Origin of the sequence: Bradyrhizobium iriomotense, assembly GCF_030160715.1 — a bacterium.
Taxonomy (GTDB): Bacteria; Pseudomonadota; Alphaproteobacteria; order Rhizobiales; family Xanthobacteraceae; genus Bradyrhizobium; species Bradyrhizobium iriomotense.
Map to the genome: position 1 here is coordinate 165,844 of NZ_BSOW01000004.1, position 17,434 is coordinate 183,277.

At 64.8% G+C, this 17,434-nt stretch carries 19 protein-coding genes and 4 pseudogenes; 10 read left to right on the forward strand and 13 right to left on the reverse strand.

Going from position 1 to position 17,434, the window contains the following annotated elements; all coding sequences use genetic code 11:
* The first annotated feature begins 177 nt into the window (after positions 1–177).
* A complete protein-coding gene (gene clpA, locus QQL28_RS07340) occupies positions 178–2,592 on the forward strand; it encodes an ATP-dependent Clp protease ATP-binding subunit ClpA (protein ID WP_284262855.1) in 2,415 nt (804 codons plus the stop codon).
* 69 nt (positions 2,593–2,661) lie between these two features.
* Here the strand turns inward: clpA and QQL28_RS07345 are convergent, their stop codons facing one another.
* The 6 genes and pseudogenes from QQL28_RS07345 to QQL28_RS07370 form a co-directional block, all read right to left on the reverse strand.
* The gene (locus QQL28_RS07345; RefSeq protein ID WP_284262857.1) at positions 2,662–3,111 is read right to left on the reverse strand and encodes a PEGA domain-containing protein; all 450 of its coding nucleotides are present in this window, start codon (positions 3,109–3,111) and stop codon (positions 2,662–2,664) included.
* Between the two features lie 227 nt (positions 3,112–3,338).
* Positions 3,339–3,500 carry a hypothetical protein gene (locus QQL28_RS07350; RefSeq protein ID WP_284262859.1) on the reverse strand — a complete coding sequence of 54 codons (162 nt, stop codon included), beginning with the start codon at positions 3,498–3,500 and terminating at the stop codon, positions 3,339–3,341.
* Between the two features lie 109 nt (positions 3,501–3,609).
* Positions 3,610–3,840 (reverse strand): hypothetical protein, encoded by a 231-nt coding sequence (locus QQL28_RS07355; RefSeq protein ID WP_284262861.1) that lies wholly within the window; start codon positions 3,838–3,840, stop codon positions 3,610–3,612.
* A 126-nt stretch (positions 3,841–3,966) separates the two neighbouring features.
* Entirely contained in the window at positions 3,967–5,109 is a 1,143-nt protein-coding gene (locus QQL28_RS07360; protein WP_284262863.1) for a transporter substrate-binding domain-containing protein, read from the reverse strand.
* A gap of 81 nt (positions 5,110–5,190) precedes the next feature.
* Positions 5,191–6,090: pseudogene (locus tag QQL28_RS07365) on the reverse strand (AraC-like ligand-binding domain-containing protein); the annotation flags it as partial.
* Positions 6,090–6,197, reverse strand: a pseudogene (locus tag QQL28_RS07370) (carbon-nitrogen hydrolase family protein); the annotation flags it as partial. The pseudogenes QQL28_RS07370 and QQL28_RS07365, both read right to left, overlap by 1 nt.
* On the opposite strand from QQL28_RS07370, the pseudogene QQL28_RS07375 reads away from it, so the two are divergent.
* Positions 6,195–6,536 (forward strand): annotated as a pseudogene (locus QQL28_RS07375) (nitrilase-related carbon-nitrogen hydrolase); the annotation flags it as partial. The pseudogenes QQL28_RS07370 and QQL28_RS07375 sit on opposite strands and share 3 nt — an antisense overlap.
* 180 nt (positions 6,537–6,716) lie before the next feature.
* Positions 6,717–7,049 (forward strand): annotated as a pseudogene (locus tag QQL28_RS07380) (nitrilase-related carbon-nitrogen hydrolase); the annotation flags it as partial.
* Positions 7,050–7,126: 77 nt separating this feature from the next.
* Here QQL28_RS07380 and QQL28_RS07385 read toward each other — a convergent pair.
* A complete protein-coding gene (locus QQL28_RS07385) occupies positions 7,127–7,774 on the reverse strand; it encodes an HAD family hydrolase (RefSeq protein WP_284262864.1) in 648 nt (215 codons plus the stop codon).
* 127 nt (positions 7,775–7,901) lie between these two features.
* On the opposite strand from QQL28_RS07385, the gene QQL28_RS07390 reads away from it, so the two are divergent.
* The 4 genes from QQL28_RS07390 to tsaA all read left to right on the forward strand — a co-directional run bounded on the left by QQL28_RS07390 (position 7,902) and on the right by tsaA (position 10,692).
* Positions 7,902–8,864 carry a lytic transglycosylase domain-containing protein gene (locus QQL28_RS07390; protein WP_284262866.1) on the forward strand — a complete coding sequence of 321 codons (963 nt, stop codon included), beginning with the start codon at positions 7,902–7,904 and terminating at the stop codon, positions 8,862–8,864.
* A 225-nt stretch (positions 8,865–9,089) separates the two neighbouring features.
* Positions 9,090–9,830, forward strand: coding sequence for an AzlC family ABC transporter permease (locus QQL28_RS07395; RefSeq protein ID WP_284262868.1), 741 nt, complete (start codon positions 9,090–9,092; stop codon positions 9,828–9,830).
* A complete protein-coding gene (locus tag QQL28_RS07400; protein WP_284262869.1) occupies positions 9,827–10,171 on the forward strand; it encodes an AzlD domain-containing protein in 345 nt (114 codons plus the stop codon). The genes QQL28_RS07395 and QQL28_RS07400 overlap by 4 nt, the downstream gene beginning before the upstream one ends.
* A 29-nt stretch (positions 10,172–10,200) precedes the next feature.
* Positions 10,201–10,692: a tRNA (N6-threonylcarbamoyladenosine(37)-N6)-methyltransferase TrmO gene (gene tsaA / locus QQL28_RS07405; protein WP_284262871.1), complete on the forward strand. Its 492-nt coding sequence runs from the start codon at positions 10,201–10,203 to the stop codon at positions 10,690–10,692.
* A gap of 109 nt (positions 10,693–10,801) precedes the next feature.
* Here tsaA and QQL28_RS07410 read toward each other — a convergent pair whose 3' ends face one another.
* A complete protein-coding gene (locus tag QQL28_RS07410) occupies positions 10,802–11,230 on the reverse strand; it encodes an HIT family protein (protein WP_284262873.1) in 429 nt (142 codons plus the stop codon).
* A gap of 50 nt (positions 11,231–11,280) precedes the next feature.
* Positions 11,281–12,522, reverse strand: coding sequence for a GNAT family N-acetyltransferase (locus QQL28_RS07415; RefSeq protein WP_284262875.1), 1,242 nt, complete (start codon positions 12,520–12,522; stop codon positions 11,281–11,283).
* A 20-nt stretch (positions 12,523–12,542) separates the two neighbouring features.
* On the opposite strand from QQL28_RS07415, the gene QQL28_RS07420 reads away from it, so the two are divergent.
* Positions 12,543–12,683, forward strand: a complete 141-nt coding sequence (locus QQL28_RS07420) for a hypothetical protein (protein ID WP_284262877.1) — start codon at positions 12,543–12,545, stop codon at positions 12,681–12,683.
* Positions 12,684–12,702: 19 nt separating this feature from the next.
* On the opposite strand, the gene QQL28_RS07425 is transcribed toward QQL28_RS07420, so the two are convergent.
* Together QQL28_RS07425 and QQL28_RS07430 are read right to left on the reverse strand one after the other, a co-directional pair.
* Positions 12,703–13,449, reverse strand: a complete 747-nt coding sequence (locus tag QQL28_RS07425) for a glycerophosphodiester phosphodiesterase (protein WP_284262879.1) — start codon at positions 13,447–13,449, stop codon at positions 12,703–12,705.
* Positions 13,450–13,465: 16 nt separating this feature from the next.
* The gene (locus QQL28_RS07430; protein ID WP_284262881.1) at positions 13,466–13,933 is read right to left on the reverse strand and encodes a RidA family protein; all 468 of its coding nucleotides are present in this window, start codon (positions 13,931–13,933) and stop codon (positions 13,466–13,468) included.
* Between the two features lie 248 nt (positions 13,934–14,181).
* Here QQL28_RS07430 and QQL28_RS07435 point away from each other — a divergent pair, with 248 nt between their 5' ends.
* Together QQL28_RS07435 and QQL28_RS07440 are read left to right on the forward strand one after the other, a co-directional pair.
* A complete protein-coding gene (locus QQL28_RS07435; RefSeq protein ID WP_284262883.1) occupies positions 14,182–15,030 on the forward strand; it encodes a cell envelope integrity EipB family protein in 849 nt (282 codons plus the stop codon).
* Between the two features lie 272 nt (positions 15,031–15,302).
* Entirely contained in the window at positions 15,303–15,704 is a 402-nt protein-coding gene (locus QQL28_RS07440; protein ID WP_284262885.1) for a RidA family protein, read from the forward strand.
* Positions 15,705–15,816: 112 nt separating this feature from the next.
* Here QQL28_RS07440 and QQL28_RS07445 read toward each other — a convergent pair whose 3' ends face one another.
* Positions 15,817–17,121 carry a DNA polymerase IV gene (locus QQL28_RS07445; RefSeq protein ID WP_284262887.1) on the reverse strand — a complete coding sequence of 435 codons (1,305 nt, stop codon included), beginning with the start codon at positions 17,119–17,121 and terminating at the stop codon, positions 15,817–15,819.
* The gene (locus tag QQL28_RS07450; RefSeq protein WP_284262889.1) at positions 17,118–17,417 is read right to left on the reverse strand and encodes a DUF3572 domain-containing protein; all 300 of its coding nucleotides are present in this window, start codon (positions 17,415–17,417) and stop codon (positions 17,118–17,120) included. The genes QQL28_RS07445 and QQL28_RS07450 overlap by 4 nt, the downstream gene beginning before the upstream one ends.
* Positions 17,418–17,434: the final 17 nt, after the last annotated feature.

A 17,434-nucleotide genomic window follows, 5' to 3' on the forward strand; every position in this document is an offset into this window, starting at 1 on the left:
GGACTGGCGCCAACCCCGCCCAAATCGGAACGGGTTTTGCATCGAAAATACCGCGCGTGAGTCCAGTGTCGCGGAACCGCTCTTTTGCCGCGATCTAGTATACCTATATGTGACAAAGGTTGTTGTTGCCTGACCGGGCGATGGCGATCATGATGGTGGGGGCCACAGAGGACGCGAATGCCGACTTTTTCTCAAAGCCTTGAACAATCCCTGCATCGTGCACTGGCGATCGCAAATGAGCGTCATCACCAATACGCGACGCTCGAACATTTGCTGCTGTCGCTGATCGATGACTCCGACGCAGCAGCCGTGATGCGGGCCTGCAGCGTCGATCTCGACAAGCTGCGCACCAGCCTCGTGAACTATCTTGAGACCGAATTCGAAAATCTGGTGACGGACGGAGCCGACGACGCCAAGCCGACGGCCGGTTTCCAGCGCGTGATCCAGCGCGCGGTGATTCACGTGCAGTCATCCGGTCGCGAGGAAGTGACAGGCGCGAACGTTCTGATCGCGATCTTCGCCGAGCGCGAGAGCCACGCCGCGTATTTCCTGCAAGAGCAGGACATGACGCGCTACGATGCGGTCAACTACATCAGCCACGGCATCGCCAAGCGGCCGGGCGTCTCCGAGGCGCGTCCCGTTCGCGGCGTCGACGAGGAAACCGAGACCAAGGGCAACGAGGACTCCAAGAAGAAGGGCGAGGCCCTGGAGACCTATTGCGTCAACCTCAACAAGAAGGCGCGCGACGGCAAGATCGATCCGGTGATCGGCCGTAACTCCGAGATCAACCGCGCCATCCAGGTGCTGTGCCGCCGGCAGAAGAACAACCCGCTGTTCGTGGGCGAGGCCGGTGTCGGCAAGACCGCGATCGCGGAAGGCCTTGCCAAGCGCATCGTCGACAGCGAGGTGCCGGAGGTTCTGGCGGCTGCGACCGTGTTCTCGCTCGACATGGGCACGCTGCTCGCGGGCACGCGCTATCGCGGCGACTTCGAGGAACGCCTGAAGCAGGTGCTGAAGGAGCTCGAGGCGCATCCCAACGCCATCCTGTTCATCGACGAGATCCACACCGTGATCGGTGCGGGTGCGACGTCGGGTGGCGCGATGGACGCCTCGAACCTGCTCAAGCCGGCGCTCGCCTCGGGCACCATCCGCTGCATGGGCTCGACCACCTACAAGGAATACCGCCAGCACTTCGAGAAGGACCGCGCGCTGGTGCGGCGCTTCCAGAAGATCGACATCAACGAGCCGACGGTCGAGGACGCGATCGCGATCCTCAAGGGGCTGAAGCCGTATTTCGAGGACTACCACCGGCTGAAATACACCAACGAGGCCATTGAAGCGGCGGTGCAGCTCTCCTCGCGCTACATCCACGACCGCAAGCTGCCGGACAAGGCGATCGACGTGATCGACGAATCCGGTGCGGCGCAGATGCTGGTTGCCGAGAACAAGCGCAAGAAGACGATCGGCATCAAGGAGATCGAGACCACGATCGCCTCGATGGCGCGGATCCCGCCGAAGAGCGTGTCGAAGGACGATGCCGAGGTGCTCAAGCATCTCGAGCAAACCCTGAAGCGCGTCGTGTTCGGCCAGGACAAGGCGATCGAGTCGCTGTCCGCCTCGATCAAGCTGGCGCGTGCCGGCCTGCGTGAACCGGAGAAGCCGATCGGCTGCTACCTGTTCTCGGGCCCGACCGGCGTCGGCAAGACCGAGGTCGCAAAGCAGCTTGCCTCCAGCCTCGGCGTCGAGCTGTTGCGCTTCGATATGTCCGAATACATGGAGCGGCACACCGTGTCGCGCCTGATCGGCGCGCCTCCCGGCTATGTCGGCTTCGACCAGGGCGGCCTGCTCACCGACGGCGTCGACCAGCATCCGCATTGCGTGGTGCTGCTCGACGAAATCGAGAAGGCGCACCCCGATCTCTACAACGTGCTGCTCCAGATCATGGACCATGGCCGGCTTACCGATCACAACGGCAAGCAGGTCAACTTCCGCAACGTGATCCTGATCATGACCACGAACGCCGGCGCGGCCGATCTCGCCAGGCAGGCGTTCGGCTTTACCCGCTCGAAGCGGGAAGGCGACGACCACGAGGCGATCAACCGGCAGTTCGCGCCGGAATTCCGCAACCGCCTCGACGCCATCGTCTCCTTCGCGCATCTCAATGCCGACGTGATCGGCATGGTGGTGGAGAAGTTCGTGCTCCAGCTCGAGGCCCAGCTCGGCGACCGCGACGTCACGATCGAGCTGTCCGAGGAGGCCAAGGCCTGGCTGATCAAGAACGGCTATGACGAGCAGATGGGCGCGCGGCCGATGGCCCGCGTGATCCAGGAGCACATCAAGAAGCCGCTCGCCGACGAGGTGCTGTTCGGCAAGCTCAAGGGCGGCGGTCATGTCCGCGTCGTCCTGGTCAAGGACGAGGCCGACGAGACCAAGGACAAGATCGGCTTCGAGTTCGTCGAGGGCCCGGTCACGCCGAAGCAGGAGAAGCTGCCCGGTGCCCGCAAGCGCCCGCCGTCAGGCAAGTCCAAGCCGGGCGGTCCCGGCGGCCCGTCCAAGGGGCCGACCTCCAAGGGGCCGCTGGTCAAGGTCTGATCGGAGCGTCATGAATTGAAGAAGGCCGGCTGCGAAGCCGGCCTTTTTCGTCGCCGTTGCGGCACGGTGTTAGGTGCCGGCGTCGGGTGCCTGCGGCGGGCGCGGCTTTCTCGCAACCGGCGCCCGCGGCGGCGGAGCCGAGGGCTGCATCGTGACGATGACGGGATTGGGCTTGTGGTCGGTCGCCGCGCCCGTTGCCGCGTCGACGCCCATGCCCACGATACCGCCGAGCAGCAGATTTCCGGCAAAGCCCGCAGCTCCCGTCCCCGGTATGTCGCGTTGCAGCTGTACGACCTGCGACTCGTAACCCGGCTTCTGGAAGGTGATGGATATGTCGGCGTTGCGCTTGGCGACGACCGAGCACGGCGTGGTGCAGGTGGTCGGAACTTCGAGTCCGGAAACCACGGCCTCGGCGCCGGATGGTGTTGATGAAATGGCGATATTTTCTGTCGTGCCGCGCGTGACCGATGCGCAGCCGCCCAGCATGACGCCGAGCGCCACAATTCCAAAGATACGCATGAACTGCCCCTAAAATCCCCCCCGCCAATCAAGCGCAACCAGAGCGCGAGGGCAAGTGGCAGATATGCCAATTGGTTAAGCCACGCACAGGTTGCGCCGAGGGCGCGCGGGCTGAGCGCCAGTCACCCTTCGCCCCCGCCGTCTGCTGCTTGGCTTCCAGCGCGTGGCTCGGCGAGGTGGACAGTGCGGCGACGATCGCACGTAAGGAAGGGATCGCGTCATCCGTCCTACCAGAGCGACGTCGCCTTGCCGAAGACATAGAGCACGATGAGGCCCGCAGTCACTACCGTCGACAGGATCAGGACGTCCCGATCCCAATCGATCCGCTTCCGCTCCGCTCTGTTGAGGCTGAGGGCGGTGAACAGGGCCTTCATGGCAAATCGGCGCATCGACTCCTCGCGCGTGCATGATGGCACGTGCGGCAAAGATCGGCTTGATTCACGTCAACGCGTGTCGCGCATGCGAGCTCCCGAAAGGACCAGCTGTACGCGATGTTCGCTAGCCGCCCCAGTTCTTGTAGGGACTATCAACCGTCGGATCGGGTTGATCGCTTGGCACATACGCATAGGGCGCCGGCCCTCGAGGCGGCGCATAGCCGAAGCTCGACATCGGATCCGTGTACACGCGAGGGGCAGGGGCAACATGCTGCCGGTGCGTGCGATGCGCCGGAGCGGCGTTGGCCGCACTCGATAGCGCGATCAGAAGGCTCAAAAGCAAGACGGGACGCATTGCGTTCTCCCCGATGGAACCTGACCCGGGCCTTAGGTGAGGTTCGCCTTGCGGCGGCGCAATCTCTCCCCGCTTCACGATCAGTCACATCGGCGGCATCGGGCGGCCGACTGTGCGCATCGCGTCTTAGTGCTTGCCGAACCACTCGTCGTAGATGCGCTGATAGGCGTCGCTTTCGCGCAGTGCCAGAAGCGCCTCGTTGACATGCTTGCGCAGCGGGCTGCCGGTCGGAAAGACGATTCCGTAGTCTTCGCGATGAAAGACGCGGCCCACGGTCCGTGCCAATCCCCTGCCGTCATGCGTCGCGTAATAGAGCAGCGCGGGTGAATCGAAGACGACCGCGTCGATCTCCTGATCCAGCAGCGCCTTGTAGAGTTCATCGACTTTCTCGAATTCATGGACCTGAGCCTTGGCCTCGTTCAGATAAAAGGTGGCCGTGCTTCCCCGCGTCGTGCCGACGCTCTTGCCGACGAGATCCTCCGGACTGTTGATCGGGCCCCTGATCTGCTGGACCGTCAGCGATGCCGTCAATTGCGCGGTGTAGAAGGCCACGAACACCACGCCCGTGAACATCCACAGCACCGCCACGATGCGGGCGATCCAGTGCCGGGGCATTTGATCCGCCTGGGTCGCCAGCGTGCCCGCGGCCCAGAACATGGCATGGAAGATTCCCGGAAAATATCGCGTGGTCGGAATGATGCCGTTGTGATGATGCCGCTCCACCAGAAAGATCAGGTGGGCCGGAATGAGGATCAGGAGCAGCGCAATGCCCAGCCAGACCAGAAGAGTTCGGGAGAAGAACAACTGCATCAACTCGCTCAGGGGATTGGGCTCGACATTGGCGGCGGTGCCACGCACCAGGATCTGCAGGCCCGAATTCAGGATCGGTTGAGAGAAGTCGAACCTGTCCTCGCGCTCGGACGTGATGGAGATGGCGGAGATCCCGAGATCGGCCCGTCCGCTCTGCACGGCATCAAGCAGCTCGCCGACATCGGACGTGATGATGTACTCGGTCTCGCGGTGCAGGCGCTGGCCGATGCCGTTCCAGAGCTCGATGCTGAAGCCGCCCAGAACGCCGTTCTTCTCGATGACCATGGGCGGCACGATGCGGGTCGCTACCCGAAGCTTGCCGGTCCCGCCCTGGGCCATGGAGCAGGAGATGCAAACAGAGAACACCAGCGCCAGCCCCAGGGCGGCGTCGCGCGCGAGCATAAGGAGCAGGCGGGCGGTCGTTGAGGGAGGGCAGGCCGGCAGACTGGCACGAGGCATCAAATCGTTCCCCTAACTATGCGCCTCGTTGTCAGCGACTGCTCCGCGATCGCATTCGTCAGGTTGCGGAACGTGACCTGTCTAATGCGGCAACTGGCTCTGCCGGTAGTCGCGCGGCGACATTCCGAAATGCTCGCGAAAGACGCGGCCGAAATGCGAGAGGTCGTTGAAGCCCCAGGCGAACGCAATCTCGCCGACCTGACGGCCTGCGAGCGCGGGCGAGGCGAGATCGCGTCGGCATTGGGCAAGACGCTCTGCAAGCACGTAGCACTGGAACGAGGTGTGCTCCTGGCTGAGGAGATCGTTGACATAGCGCGGCGAGATTCGAAGCGCAGCTGCGGTGTCCGACAGCGACAGATCGGGATCAGTGAGATGACTGCGGATATGCGCCTTCAGTCGGTAGAGCAGGGCGGCGCGATGGGTCGAAGAGGGCGGCGACGTCGTGCCGAGCCGTTCGCTGAGCGCCATCGCGACGAGATCGACCGCTTGCTCGGAGAGCGCGACGGCGTGCCGCGGATCGATCTGGTCGGCGCTGTGGCAAAGCTTGAAGATGAAATCGTAGGCGAGCCTTTGCAGCGGTGCGTCCGCGCCGAACGAGATCGCGGTCAGCGCCTCGGTGGCTCCCAAGCGCCGCTGCAGCATCTCGCGCGGCACCTTGAAGATGGTCTGCGTGAAGGCGTGATCGAATTTCAGCTCATAGGGACGCGTAGTGTCGTAGAGCGCGAACTCGCCGGGATGGATCACCGTCTCGCGGCCATCCTGCACCACGCCGCCGACCCCCTGATTGCCGAGCGCGACGAGAACAAAATCGAGATCCGAGCGGGCGATCCGCGACGGCGTGCGGAAGACGTGCTGGCGGTCCGAGCAGACGTCCGAACAGACCGCGCGTCCAAGCGCGGCTTGCGTCACCGAGCCGCGGAAGGCGCTGCCGAGATCCGACTTGCAGTCGAGCTCGACGAAGACGTCGCAGACGATGTCCTGTCGGCGCGGTCGTGGACGGCAAGATCGCTGCCGTCGCCCTCGCCATAGACGGTGCGCTCGGCATGGGTCGGCCGCAGCTTGCGGCGCTTTGCAATGGTCTCGCCATCGGACGTATCGGTGCGCTGTGCTGCTGGGAGCATCTCCAGCCGCTGTCCAAGTACGCGATGTACGCCCAGAACGAGCAGGTGCACGTGGCATCCTGGCCGAGCTTCTCGCTCTACGATCCCTTCGCTCCCGCGCTGGGAGCAGAGGTCAACAACGCCGCCTCGCGCGTCTATGCGGTGGAGGGCTCGTGCTTTGTGCTTGCGCCCTGCGCGACCGTCTCGCAAGCGATGATCGACGAGCTCTGCGACCGCCCGGACAAGCATGCGCTGCTGCATGCGGGCGGCGGCTTTGCCGCGATCTACGGCCCCGACGGCAGCCAGATCGGCGACAAGCTGGCGCCGAGATCGATCTCGGCGATCAGAAGCCCTTCCTGATCCGGCGGCAGCCTCTACATCGCGCAATGGCTGATCGGGCCTGATCGGTCGAGCAGGCGTCTTCCGGCCGTGGCCCAATAGAGTGCATCGGACGTGTGCCGCGATCAACGGAAAAGCGGCCCTGTTCCGGAGAGCATGGAGGCGGGAATGGGCATCGAACATCCGAAATACAAGGTCGCGGTTGTGCAGGCGGCACCGGCCTGGCTCGACCTCGACGCGTCCATCGGCAAGTCGATCGCGCTGATCGAGGAGGCCGCCAAAAAGGGTGCGAAGCTGATCGCATTCCCGGAGGTGTTCATCCCCGGCTACCCCTGGCATATCTGGCTGGACTCGCCGGCCTGGTCGATCGGCCGCGGCTTCGTGCAGCGCTATTTCGACAATTCGCTCGCCTACGACAGCCCACAGGCCGAGAAGCTGCGGCAGGCCGTGCGCAAAGCCGGCCTGACCGCGGTCATCGGGCTGTCCGAGCGCGACGGCGGCCGGTCGACAGCGTCGAGCCTGCGGACATCGCGGCGGCGGCGAGCTGAGCACCGAGAGAGGCCGGCAGCGGCTGGCGTTCAAGCGGCGCGCGTCATGCAGTGGGCGAGCACCTCGGGGTGCGCGGCGCAGATATGATGCGCGCCGGCGTCCCTGAGCTCGGCTTCGCTGCCATAACCGTAGAGCACGCCGATCGCGGTCATGCCGTTTCTGCGCGCGCCGACCACGTCGTGGCTGCGGTCGCCGATCATGACAGCCGTTTGCGGGTCGACCTTGGCGGTGTCGAGGGCGTAGCTCAGGAGATCGCCCTTGTCGACGCGGGTGCCGTCGAGCTCGGAGCCGAACACCTGCTCGAAATAACGCCGCAGGCCGAAATGATCGACGATACGTCTCGCATAGACGGCCGGTTTGCTGGTCGCGACGAACATGCGTGCACCCGTCGCCGACAGCGTGGACAAGGTCTCCTCGATCCCGCCATACGCCTCGTTCTCGAACAGGCCGACATCGGAAAACCGCTCGCGATACAGCAGCAGTGCCCGGTTGGCGAGCTCGTCGGTTCCGGTGAGCTTCTTCAGGCTGGCAAGCAGCGGCGGCCCGATGCACCAGGTCAATTCGTCCTCGCTCGGGACATGCTGTCCGAGCCGTTCCAGCGCATACTGGATCGAGCGGGTGATCCCCGGCTTCGGATCGGTCAGCGTGCCATCGAGATCAAAATAGATTGTAGCCATTCCGCCCCGGCCTGCGTTGATTATGCCGCCAGTTGCTAGTTGGCTTGGCCTTGGAGTTCAAGGGCCTTGGAGTTCAAGGGCCTTGGAGTTCAAGGCCGATTTGTCCGATATCGCCGGTACCCTGCCAATGACACGAGCCCGACATGTGCTCTGCCAGGCCGCTGCCGCGCTGTTGCTGCTCGCGCCGGCATTGGCCGAGGATGCGCCGAGCCGCGTCGTGCATCCGAGCGTCGAGGAGCTCGCGATGCCGCCGGCGAAGCCTGCCGAGGCGGCGCGCGAGAGCGACACACGGGAATCGATCTGTCTTATCATCGAGGCGGCCGCGCGCGATGCCAGCCTGCCGCTCGAATTCTTTGCCCGCGTGATCTGGCAGGAGAGCCGGTTCCAGAGCGACGCGGTGGGTCCGGTGACGCGCAGCGGCGACCGCGCGCAGGGCATCGCGCAGTTCATGCCGGGCACCGCCAGCGAGCGCGGACTGCTCGATCCCTTCAATCCCGTGCAGGCGCTGCCGAAATCGGCGGAGTTCCTGAACGAGCTGCGCAACCAGTTCGGCAATCTCGGGCTTGCGGCGGCTGCCTACAATGCAGGTCCGCGCCGCGTCCAGGAATGGCTCGCCGGCACCGGCGGCATGCCCGAGCAGACGCGGCACTATGTGGTCGCCATCACCGGCTCGACGGTCGAGGACTGGGCCGCAGCCGGGCGAGGCGGCAAGACGCCGCCAAGCGCGCCGCCGACGAGCTGCCGCGAGCTGATGGCGCTGCTCAAGCGTGCGCCCAACCCATTCGTCGCCGGGCTCGAGCAGCACGTCGAGCTTGCTGCCGCAAAGATCTGGGGCGTGCAGCTCGCTGCGGGCTTTGACCGCAACAAGGCGCTCGCGATGTATTCCCGTGCGGTCACGCGGCTGAGCTCGGTGGTCGGCGACCGCGACCCGAGCTTGCTCAGCTCGGTGATGCGCAGCCGCGGCACGCGCACCTTCTACCAGGTGCGCATCGGCGCCGACACGCGGCCCGAAGCGGATGATCTCTGCAACCGCATCCGCAGAGCGGGCGGCGCCTGCTTCGTGCTGAGGAACCGGGGCGTGACTGGGTAGGGCCCCAACAACTACCGCCGTCATTCCGGGGCGCCGCGAAGCGGCGAGCTCGGAATCCATAACCACGATCGTGAGTATGGATTCCGGGCTCGCGCCCAAGGGGGCGCGCCCCCGAATGACGATCGGTGGCTAGGGCACGCATGCCAGCCCTGACGCCCGCTTTCTTGACGCGCGCCGCAGCATCCCCCGTTATGCCGTCACGATTCCTCGTCCCACCCGGCTCCCGTGGCGCTTCCTCCGCTCGATTCATCTGAATGGCACAGCTCCTTTCGCGCCTTTGCGTGGGGGCTGCGGTCGATCACGCAGACCATCCTCACCATCGTGCTGTTCGTGACTTATCTGGGTATCGGGGCGCTGGCGCATGACACGCATTTCAGCCTGGCCTGGGCGCTGGCCTCGACGCTGTTCGTCTGGGCGGGGCCGGCGCAGATCATCCTGATCACAACGCTCGGCTCCGGCGCGACGCTCATCCAGTCGGCGATCGCCGTGACGGTCAGCGCTATCAGGCTGTTTCCGATGGTGGTGTCGGTCCTGCCCTTGATGCGCACGCCAACGACAAAGCGGCGCGAGCTGATCTTTGCGGCACATCTCACCGCTGTGACGCTGTGGGTCGAATGCCACCGCTTCCTGCCACAGGTGCCGCGCGAGCGGCGGATTGCTTTCGTCCATGGGCTCGGCTGCGGCCTGGTCTCGGTGTGCCTGACCGCCAATACCGTCGGCTATTTCCTCGCCGCCAACCTCACGCAGACGCTTGGCGCGGCGATCCTGCTGCTCACGCCGCTATCGTTCCTGTTCTCGACCGCGCGCAACAGCCGCGAGATCGCCGACATCGTCGCGCTGGTCCTCGGGCTCGTGCTCTATCCGCTGGCTGCGAAGATGAACAGCGGCCTCGACATTCTCGTCAGCGGTGTCGTGGCGGGCACCATCGCCTATGGCGTCCATTTCTGGCGGGAGGCGCGCGCATGAGTGCCTTCATCGGCGACTGGCATGCGCTTGCCGTGCTGTTCGTGGCCGGCGTTATTCCCAACCAGATATGGCGCATGCTGGGCCTGTGGTTCGGCGGCGGCATCGACGAGGGCTCGGAGCTCCTTGTCTGGGTGAGGGCGGTGGCGACCGCCATCCTGGCCGGCGTCATTGCCCAGATCGTGGTCCAGCCGCCGGGCGCGCTCGCCAGCGTGCCCGATGTCTTGCGCTATGGCGCGGTGGTCGCGGGCTTCATCGTCTTCATGCTGACCCGTCGCTCGATCTTTGCCGGCGTCGTCACCGGCGAGCTCTTCATGCTAGCCGGCAAGTGGTGGCTGGGCTAAAACCCAGGGAACAGCAAGGAAGAGGAAAAATGGTTCGCGAAAATGAGCTCCGCGAAGGCGAGGTGGCGATCGAGCTGCCGGCGACGCAGGATGCCGGCCTCGTCTTCATCGGCCGGATCCGCACGCCCTGGACCTCGCGGCTGGAGACGCCGCGGCAGGGGCGGAATGACGGCCCGGTGTGCCGGCTGGAGATTTTTGAGCCCTTCGTGCCGGCGATCAAGGGCGTCGACTTCTACAGCAATCTCGAAGTGCTCTACTGGCTCGACCGCTCGCGTCGCGACATCATCCTGCAAAGCCCGAAGAACAACCAGAACACCCGCGGCACCTTCTCGCTGCGCTCGCCGGTGCGGCCCAATCCGATCGGCACCTCGATCGTCAGGCTGGTCGGCATCGAGGGCAACACGATCCTGGTGCGCGGCCTCGACTGCATCGACAACACGCCGCTGATCGACATCAAGCCCGACCGCTGCGAGTTCACGCCACTGGCCGCGCCGCAGCCCGGGGATTTCGAGACGGAGTGAAGTCTCTCTCCTCCATCATTGCGAGGAGCGAAGCGACGAAGCAATCCAGGCCGCCTCCGCGGAGACAGTCTGGATTGCTTCGTTTCGCTCGCAATGACAGCGGAGAGACCTAGCCTGCCTTCAACGCTGCGATCAGCTGCGCCGCATGCTCTTCCAGCAGCTTGCCGTCTTCCTTGCGGCTCGCGGGCGGCAGCAGCGCGACGCCGTCGTGGCGCGGCATCACATGCATGTGCAGGTGAAACACGACCTGGCCACCGGCGGGCTCGTTGAATTGCTGCACGGTGATGCCGTCGGCGTCGAAGGCCTTCATCGCGGCTGAGGCGATCTTGTGCGCGCCGCGCGCGACATGTGCGTAGTCGTCCGGCCTGATGTCGAGGATGTTGCGGGCAGGGGCCTTTGGGATGACGAGCGTATGACCGGGCGAGCGCGGCATGATGTCGAGGAAAGCAAGCACGTGCTCGTCCTCGTAGACCTTGTAGCAGGGGAATTCGCCGCGCAGGATTTTCGCGAAGATATTGTTGGGATCATAGGCGGTCATGCGGCTGCTCCTGAAGTTGCGGCCTTACTGTCATCACCTCTAAGAAGCCGTCAAGGCGCCTCTTCGATGCCCTTGCGGAACGGGCCCAACTCGGCGAGTTCGCGGCCGGCTTCCGCGACATAGGCACGTTCGCGCTTGAGGTAATCGTCGATGGCGCGGCGCAAGCCGGGATCGGCGATGAAATGCGCCGAATGCGTCGTTCGCGGCAGGTAGCCGCGCGCGATCTTGTGCTCACCTTGCGCACCGGCCTCGACATGCTTCAGGCCGTGTTTGATCGCAAAATCGATCGCTTGGTAGTAGCAGACCTCGAAATGCAGGAATTGATGATGCTCGATCGCGCCCCAGTTGCGGCCGAACAGCGTGTCCGAGCCGATGAAGTTGATGGCGCCCGCGATCCAGCGGTGATTGCGGCGCGCCATGACCAGGAGCACGTCGTTGCTCATGGCCTCGCCGATCAGCGAGAAGAATTCTCGCGTCAGATACGGCCGGCCCCATTTGCGCGAGCCGGTCTCCATGTAGAAGGCGAAGAATGCGTCCCAGGCATCCTCCGTGATCTCGCTGCCGGTGAGCCAGTGGATGGTGATGCCGGCGGAAAGCGCGTCGCGCCGCTCGCGCTTGATCGATTTGCGGTGGCGCGAATTCAGCGTCGCGAGGAAATCGTCGAAGGTCGCAAAGCCCTCGTTGTGCCAGTGGAACTGTTGGTCGGTCCGTTGCAGGAAGCCGTGCTCGGCGAGCAGTTTCCATTCAGCCTCGCGCGCGAAGGTGACGTGCACCGAGGAGGCCTTGCTCACCCCGCACAGCGCGATCAGCCCGCTCGCCAGCGCGTCCGCTATGCGCTCGCGATCGACGCCCTCGCGGATCAGAAGGCGCGGGCCGGTTGCCGGTGTGAAGGGAACCGAGACCTGGAGCTTCGGATAGTAACGCCCGCCGGCGCGCTGATACGCATCCGCCCAGCCGCGGTCGAAGACGTACTCGCCTTGGCTATGCGATTTCAGATAGCAGGGCACGACGCCCGCGACGCGGCCATCGAGCTTGGCAACGAGATGCCGTGGTCCCCAGCCGGTGCGGGCGGTCGCCGAACCTGAACTCTCAACTGCCGACAAAAAAGCGTGGGAAACAAAGGGGTTATAGGCGGGTTTTGAGAGTGCGATGGAGTCGCCTGGCAGCCCGGACGAGGTTCCCCTGCCACTCCCATTACAGGCGCTGCCGGGATTGGCGCAGGCGTCCCAATCTTCCGGCGCTACCTCGCCGATGGAAGGTACGGCCTCGAGCGTGATTTCAGATGATGCCATCGCGTGTCTTGAAGACCCCTATGGAGAAGATCGTGCATTGCAGCAGCGACTTCAAGGGGCAGGAATTCGCCATCAATGTCGTCCTGGCTTTCGCCAGGACGACGTCTGGGAGGCTCGGTGCTTCAACAATTGCTGTAAATGCGTTGTTGCGCTTGCGTTGACAACGCGGACAGCAGTGCCCTACGGCACGAACCCCTCAAAAATCATCTGGTCTGCGTGTTGCCCGGCGCGCGCCCGCTGCTCCGGCGTGCGCACGGTCCAGCCGAGCAGGGCGCAACGGAACACGTTGCGCGCGATCCAAGGCGCCGGCGCCGGCAGATGGTCGACCTTGAAGGCGACGAAATGCGGCTGGGTTTGAAAGCCGTGGCGCATGTACAGCATGCCGTCGCGCTGGGCTTGCGTCAGCTTCGTCCAATACTCGTCCTCATAGGTCCGCTGCGCGACGATGCCGCGTGGGCGTGACGGCAACAGCTCGCGTAGCGCCAGCACCTGGTCCGGATCGAAGGACATGCCCACCGCAGGGCCTTGATAGGATGCCAGCACCTCGGCCATCCGCCTCACTAGCTTGCGGTCGCCGCCAAAATGGCTCTTCACCTCGATCACCAGCGGAACACGCCCGGCGACCATGGCGCAGAGGTCGGACAGCGACATCATCCGCTCGGACGTGTCCTTGAATTTGACGGCCCTGAGCTCGGCCGCGGTCTTCTCGATCAGCTCGCCGTCGCCCTCGGTCAGGCGGCCGAGCGCGTGGTCATGATGCACCATGGCCTCGCCGTCGGCGGAGAGCTGGATGTCGACCTCGATCGCGAAATTGCCCGCGATCGCAGCCTGGACCGCGCCCGGCATGTTCTCGACGATACCACGTGAAATGTCATGCAGGCCGCGATGAGCGACCGGCCGCGCCGTCAGCCACTCCGGAGCACGCACGTCTCTTGCTCCCGGATCAGGCGACCTCGAACAGGCCTTCGACCTCGACCGCGGCGTCGGCCGGCAGCGAGGCGACACCGACGGTGGTGCGGGCGTGGCGGCCCTTGTCGCCAAACGCCGCAACCATCAGGTCGGAGGCGCCGTTCAGCACCTTCGGTCCGTCGACGAAATCCGGCGCCGAGTTGATGAAACCGCCGAGCCGCACGACGCGTACGACCTTGTCGAGATCGCCGAGCGCAGCCTTGACCTGCGCCAAGAGGTTGATGGCGCAGCCGCGCGCCGCCGCCGCGCCCTCTTCGATCGAGACGCCGGCCCCGAGCTTGCCCTTGGCGATCAGCTTGCCGGCGGGATCGAAGCAGACCTGACCCGAAACGAAGAGGAGGTTGCCGGTCCGCACGAACGGCACGTAGTTGGCCACGGGGGTGGGGGCCTCGTGCAGCTTGATGCCCTGTTCCGACAGTTTCTGCTCGACCGTGCCCGCCATGTTCCGACCTCGATGTCATCTGGAAATTCTGTCCGGCCTCACGCCGGCCGGCGCGCCTGTTTCGCCGATTGTGCGGTGACATGCAAGGCGGCGAGGCCGTGGCCCGGGCGCCCGGCAGGGTTGCATCTATCCGAGGCCAGGCAGCGCTTTTCTGGGAAAAAAGCGCAACTTTCCGTGAAGCGGCCGCAGTTGCGACGCAATGCGGCGGTCATTAAAATGACGAATCTCGATTTCCCCAAGGAATATTCATGGTGCACCTTTTCCGGACGTCGCTCGGTGTCATGGCGCTCGCGGCTGTCGCTGTTGGCGCTTCTGGCGGGGCTGAGGCCGCGAATGGTCCGTTCCTCCCGCACCAGGCCCTGTACGAGCTGAGCCTGGTCAAGTCGCGTACGAGCTCGATCAACAGCGCGCGCGGGCGCATCCTCTACAATTTTGCAGGCAATTCCTGCGAGGGCTACACGTCGGAATTCCGCCAGGTCTCCGAGCTCGACAGCGGCGAGGGCAAGATCACGCTCAGCGACCTCCGCTCCAATTCCTGGGAGGAGGCGACTGGCAAGAGCTATCGCTTCAAGATCGAGACGCGGATGAACGACACCGACTCGAGCCAGGTCGATGGCTCGGCCGAGCGCGATGGCGACCACATCAACGTCAAATTGAAGCTGCCGGTGCCGAAGAATTTCACCCTCGACGGCACGACGGTGTTTCCGACCGAGCAGATCCAGCGCATCATCGCCGCCGCCAAGGAGGGCAAGTCGCTGCTCGAGCTCTCCGTCTATGACGGCTCCGACAATGGCGAGAAGGTTTACAACACGCTGACCGTGATCGGTCAGCCGATCCCCGCCGACCGCACGGCATCCTCGCCCGATCCCGCGACGTCGGACGAGCACATGAAGTCGCTGACGCGCTGGCCGGTCACCGTCAGCTATTTCGACCGCGAAGCCCAGCAGAAAGAGGGCGAGCAGACGCCCGTCTACGCGATGTCGTTCGAGCTCTACGAAAACGGCGTCTCCCGCGCGCTGGTGCTCGACTACAACGATTTCGTCATCTCGGGCGCGATGGGCAAGTTCGACGCGAAGGATACGAAGCCCTGTAATTGACGGCGAAGCCGTCACGCCGGACTCTGCTCCGCAACAGTTGCCGCACGCACCTATCCCATCACCGTCACTCTGAGGTGGCCGCGAAGCGGCCCTCGAAGGGCGACGGCCCCCCGCGCTATTTCGGCCGTTCATCCTTCGAGGCTCGCCTTGCGATCCGTTCGGATCGCAAAGCTCGCACGTGAGGATGACGGGGCTGCCGGCATCACGTGGGTTGGTTCCGAGGGCCAGACGGGCTACGCTCCCTCCCAATCATAAACGTCAGGGAGGCACACATGCCGAAGATCGATCATCTCCGCCCGAGCGGCCTGCACCACAATCCGGCCTATTCCCACGTCGTCACGGCCTCCGGCGCGCGCACCATCTACATCTCGGGGCAGGTCTCGGTGGACGAGGAGGGGCGGGTGGTCGGCGAAGGCAATCTTGCGGCGCAGACGACCCAGGTGATGCAGAACCTTGGCCTCGCGCTGAAGGCCGCCGGCGCGAGCTACGCCAACATCGTGAAGATCACGACCTTCGTCGTCGGCTACAAGCCTGAGCTCCGTCCCATCATCGGCAAGGCGCGCTCCGCGTTCTTCGAAGGCATGGAGCCGCCGGCGAGCACGCTGGTCGGCGTGTCGGCGCTTGCGGCACCCGAATGGCTGATCGAGATCGAGGCGGTGGCGGTCGCGGATTGAGGCGGGGACATAGGATGGGTTCAGCCCTTCGCGACACCCATCGCCTTTCGTCGTTTGATAGAAGCTTGATGGGTTTCGCCCTTGCTCCACCCATCCTACGGCCTAGAAGCACTCACTCCCGCTCCGCCTTCTCCGGCCCGTCATACGCGATGCCGCGGATCACCGCGGCGCTGCCGAACTTCTTGCGCAGATCGTCCATCGCCCGCTCCGCATGCGCCGCACGGCGGTCGAGCATGTCGGTGTCGTCGGCGGCCGAGCCCGCGCGCAGTGCGCTGACGCCGGCGCCCATCAGGCGGAAGGCGGTGCCGTCGATCTCCTTGGCCAGCATCTCGCGGCAGATCGAAAAGATCTTTGCGGCGAGCTGCGTCGGCGCGTTGATCGATTGCGATCGGGTGCGCTGGCGGAAGTCGGCGGTCTTCAGCTTCAGCGTGATGGTCGAGCCCGCAAGCTCGCCGCTCTTGAGCCGTGACGACGTCTTCTCGCAGAGCCGCCACAAGATCTTCTCAAGCGTTGCGAAGTCGCGGATGTCGCTCTCGAACGTGGTCTCGCTGGAAATCGTCTTGGCGCCGCGATCAGGCTCGACGCGGCGATCGTCGATGCCGCGCGCGAGCCGCCAGAGTCTGCGGCCATCGCTCGGAAACTGCCGCATCAGCTCGATCTCGTCGGCCTTTTGCAGGTCGGCGATGATACGGAAGCCGCGCTGCACCAGCCGCTCCTGCGTCGCCGGCCCCACGCCGAAGATGAAGCCGACGGGCTTTTCCGCGAGCATCAGGCGGGCCTCCTCCTGGTCGAGGCTCGCAAAGCCGCGCGGCTTGTCGAGATCGGAGGCGATCTTGGCCAGAAACTTGTTGCAGGAGAGCCCGACCGACACGGTGATGCCGATGTCGCGCTCGACGTCGCGGGCAAAGCGTGCCAGCACCTTTGCCGGGATCATGCCGTGCACACGTTCGGTGCCGGAGAGATCGAGAAAGGCCTCGTCGATCGAGAGCGGCTCGACCAGAGGCGTCAGCGCCTGCATGGCGTGGCGCACCTCGCGTCCGACACGGACATATTTGGCCATGTCGGGGCGAATCACGGTCGCATGCGGGCAGGCTTCCAACGCCTTGAACATTGGCATCGCCGAGCGCACGCCGAAGGTGCGCGCGATGTAGCAGGCGGCCGACACCACGCCGCGCTTGCCACCTCCGATGATCACGGGCTTGTCGGCGATGTCGGGATTGTCGCGCTTCTCGACCGTCGCGTAGAACGCGTCGCAGTCGATATGGGCGATCGTCAGCGCGGCGAGCGCGCGGTGGCGGACGAGCCGCGGGGAACCGCAGGCGGAACAGCGCCGCGCCGACATGGCTCGATTGGATTCCTGGTCGGCCAGACAATCCCGGCAGAAGCAGCGGGGCCCGGCCGGGTCGAGGGCGTTCACGGCACGTCGCGCTCCCAGTGCGGGTCGCCCAGAACCTGTCGGGCCGCGGCAATGTTGGTCGGATGGAGTTCCGAGGCGTTCGCAAAGGCCTTCACCGTTGCGTCATCGCGCAGCACGAAATCGAGCACGCTGATAAGGAAATTCGGGTCGGAAGCCGCGTTCCGCAGCGTTTCCGGGCCGATGCCGGTCTCGGCCAGAAACAGGCCCAGCCGCTCGGGGTCGCCGGCGACGAAAGACAAAGCCTGAATCGCAACGATTTCAGCTACTTCGCGGGGGTTTTGAACAGGCTTTTTCAAGCGGACGGTTTGCCTTT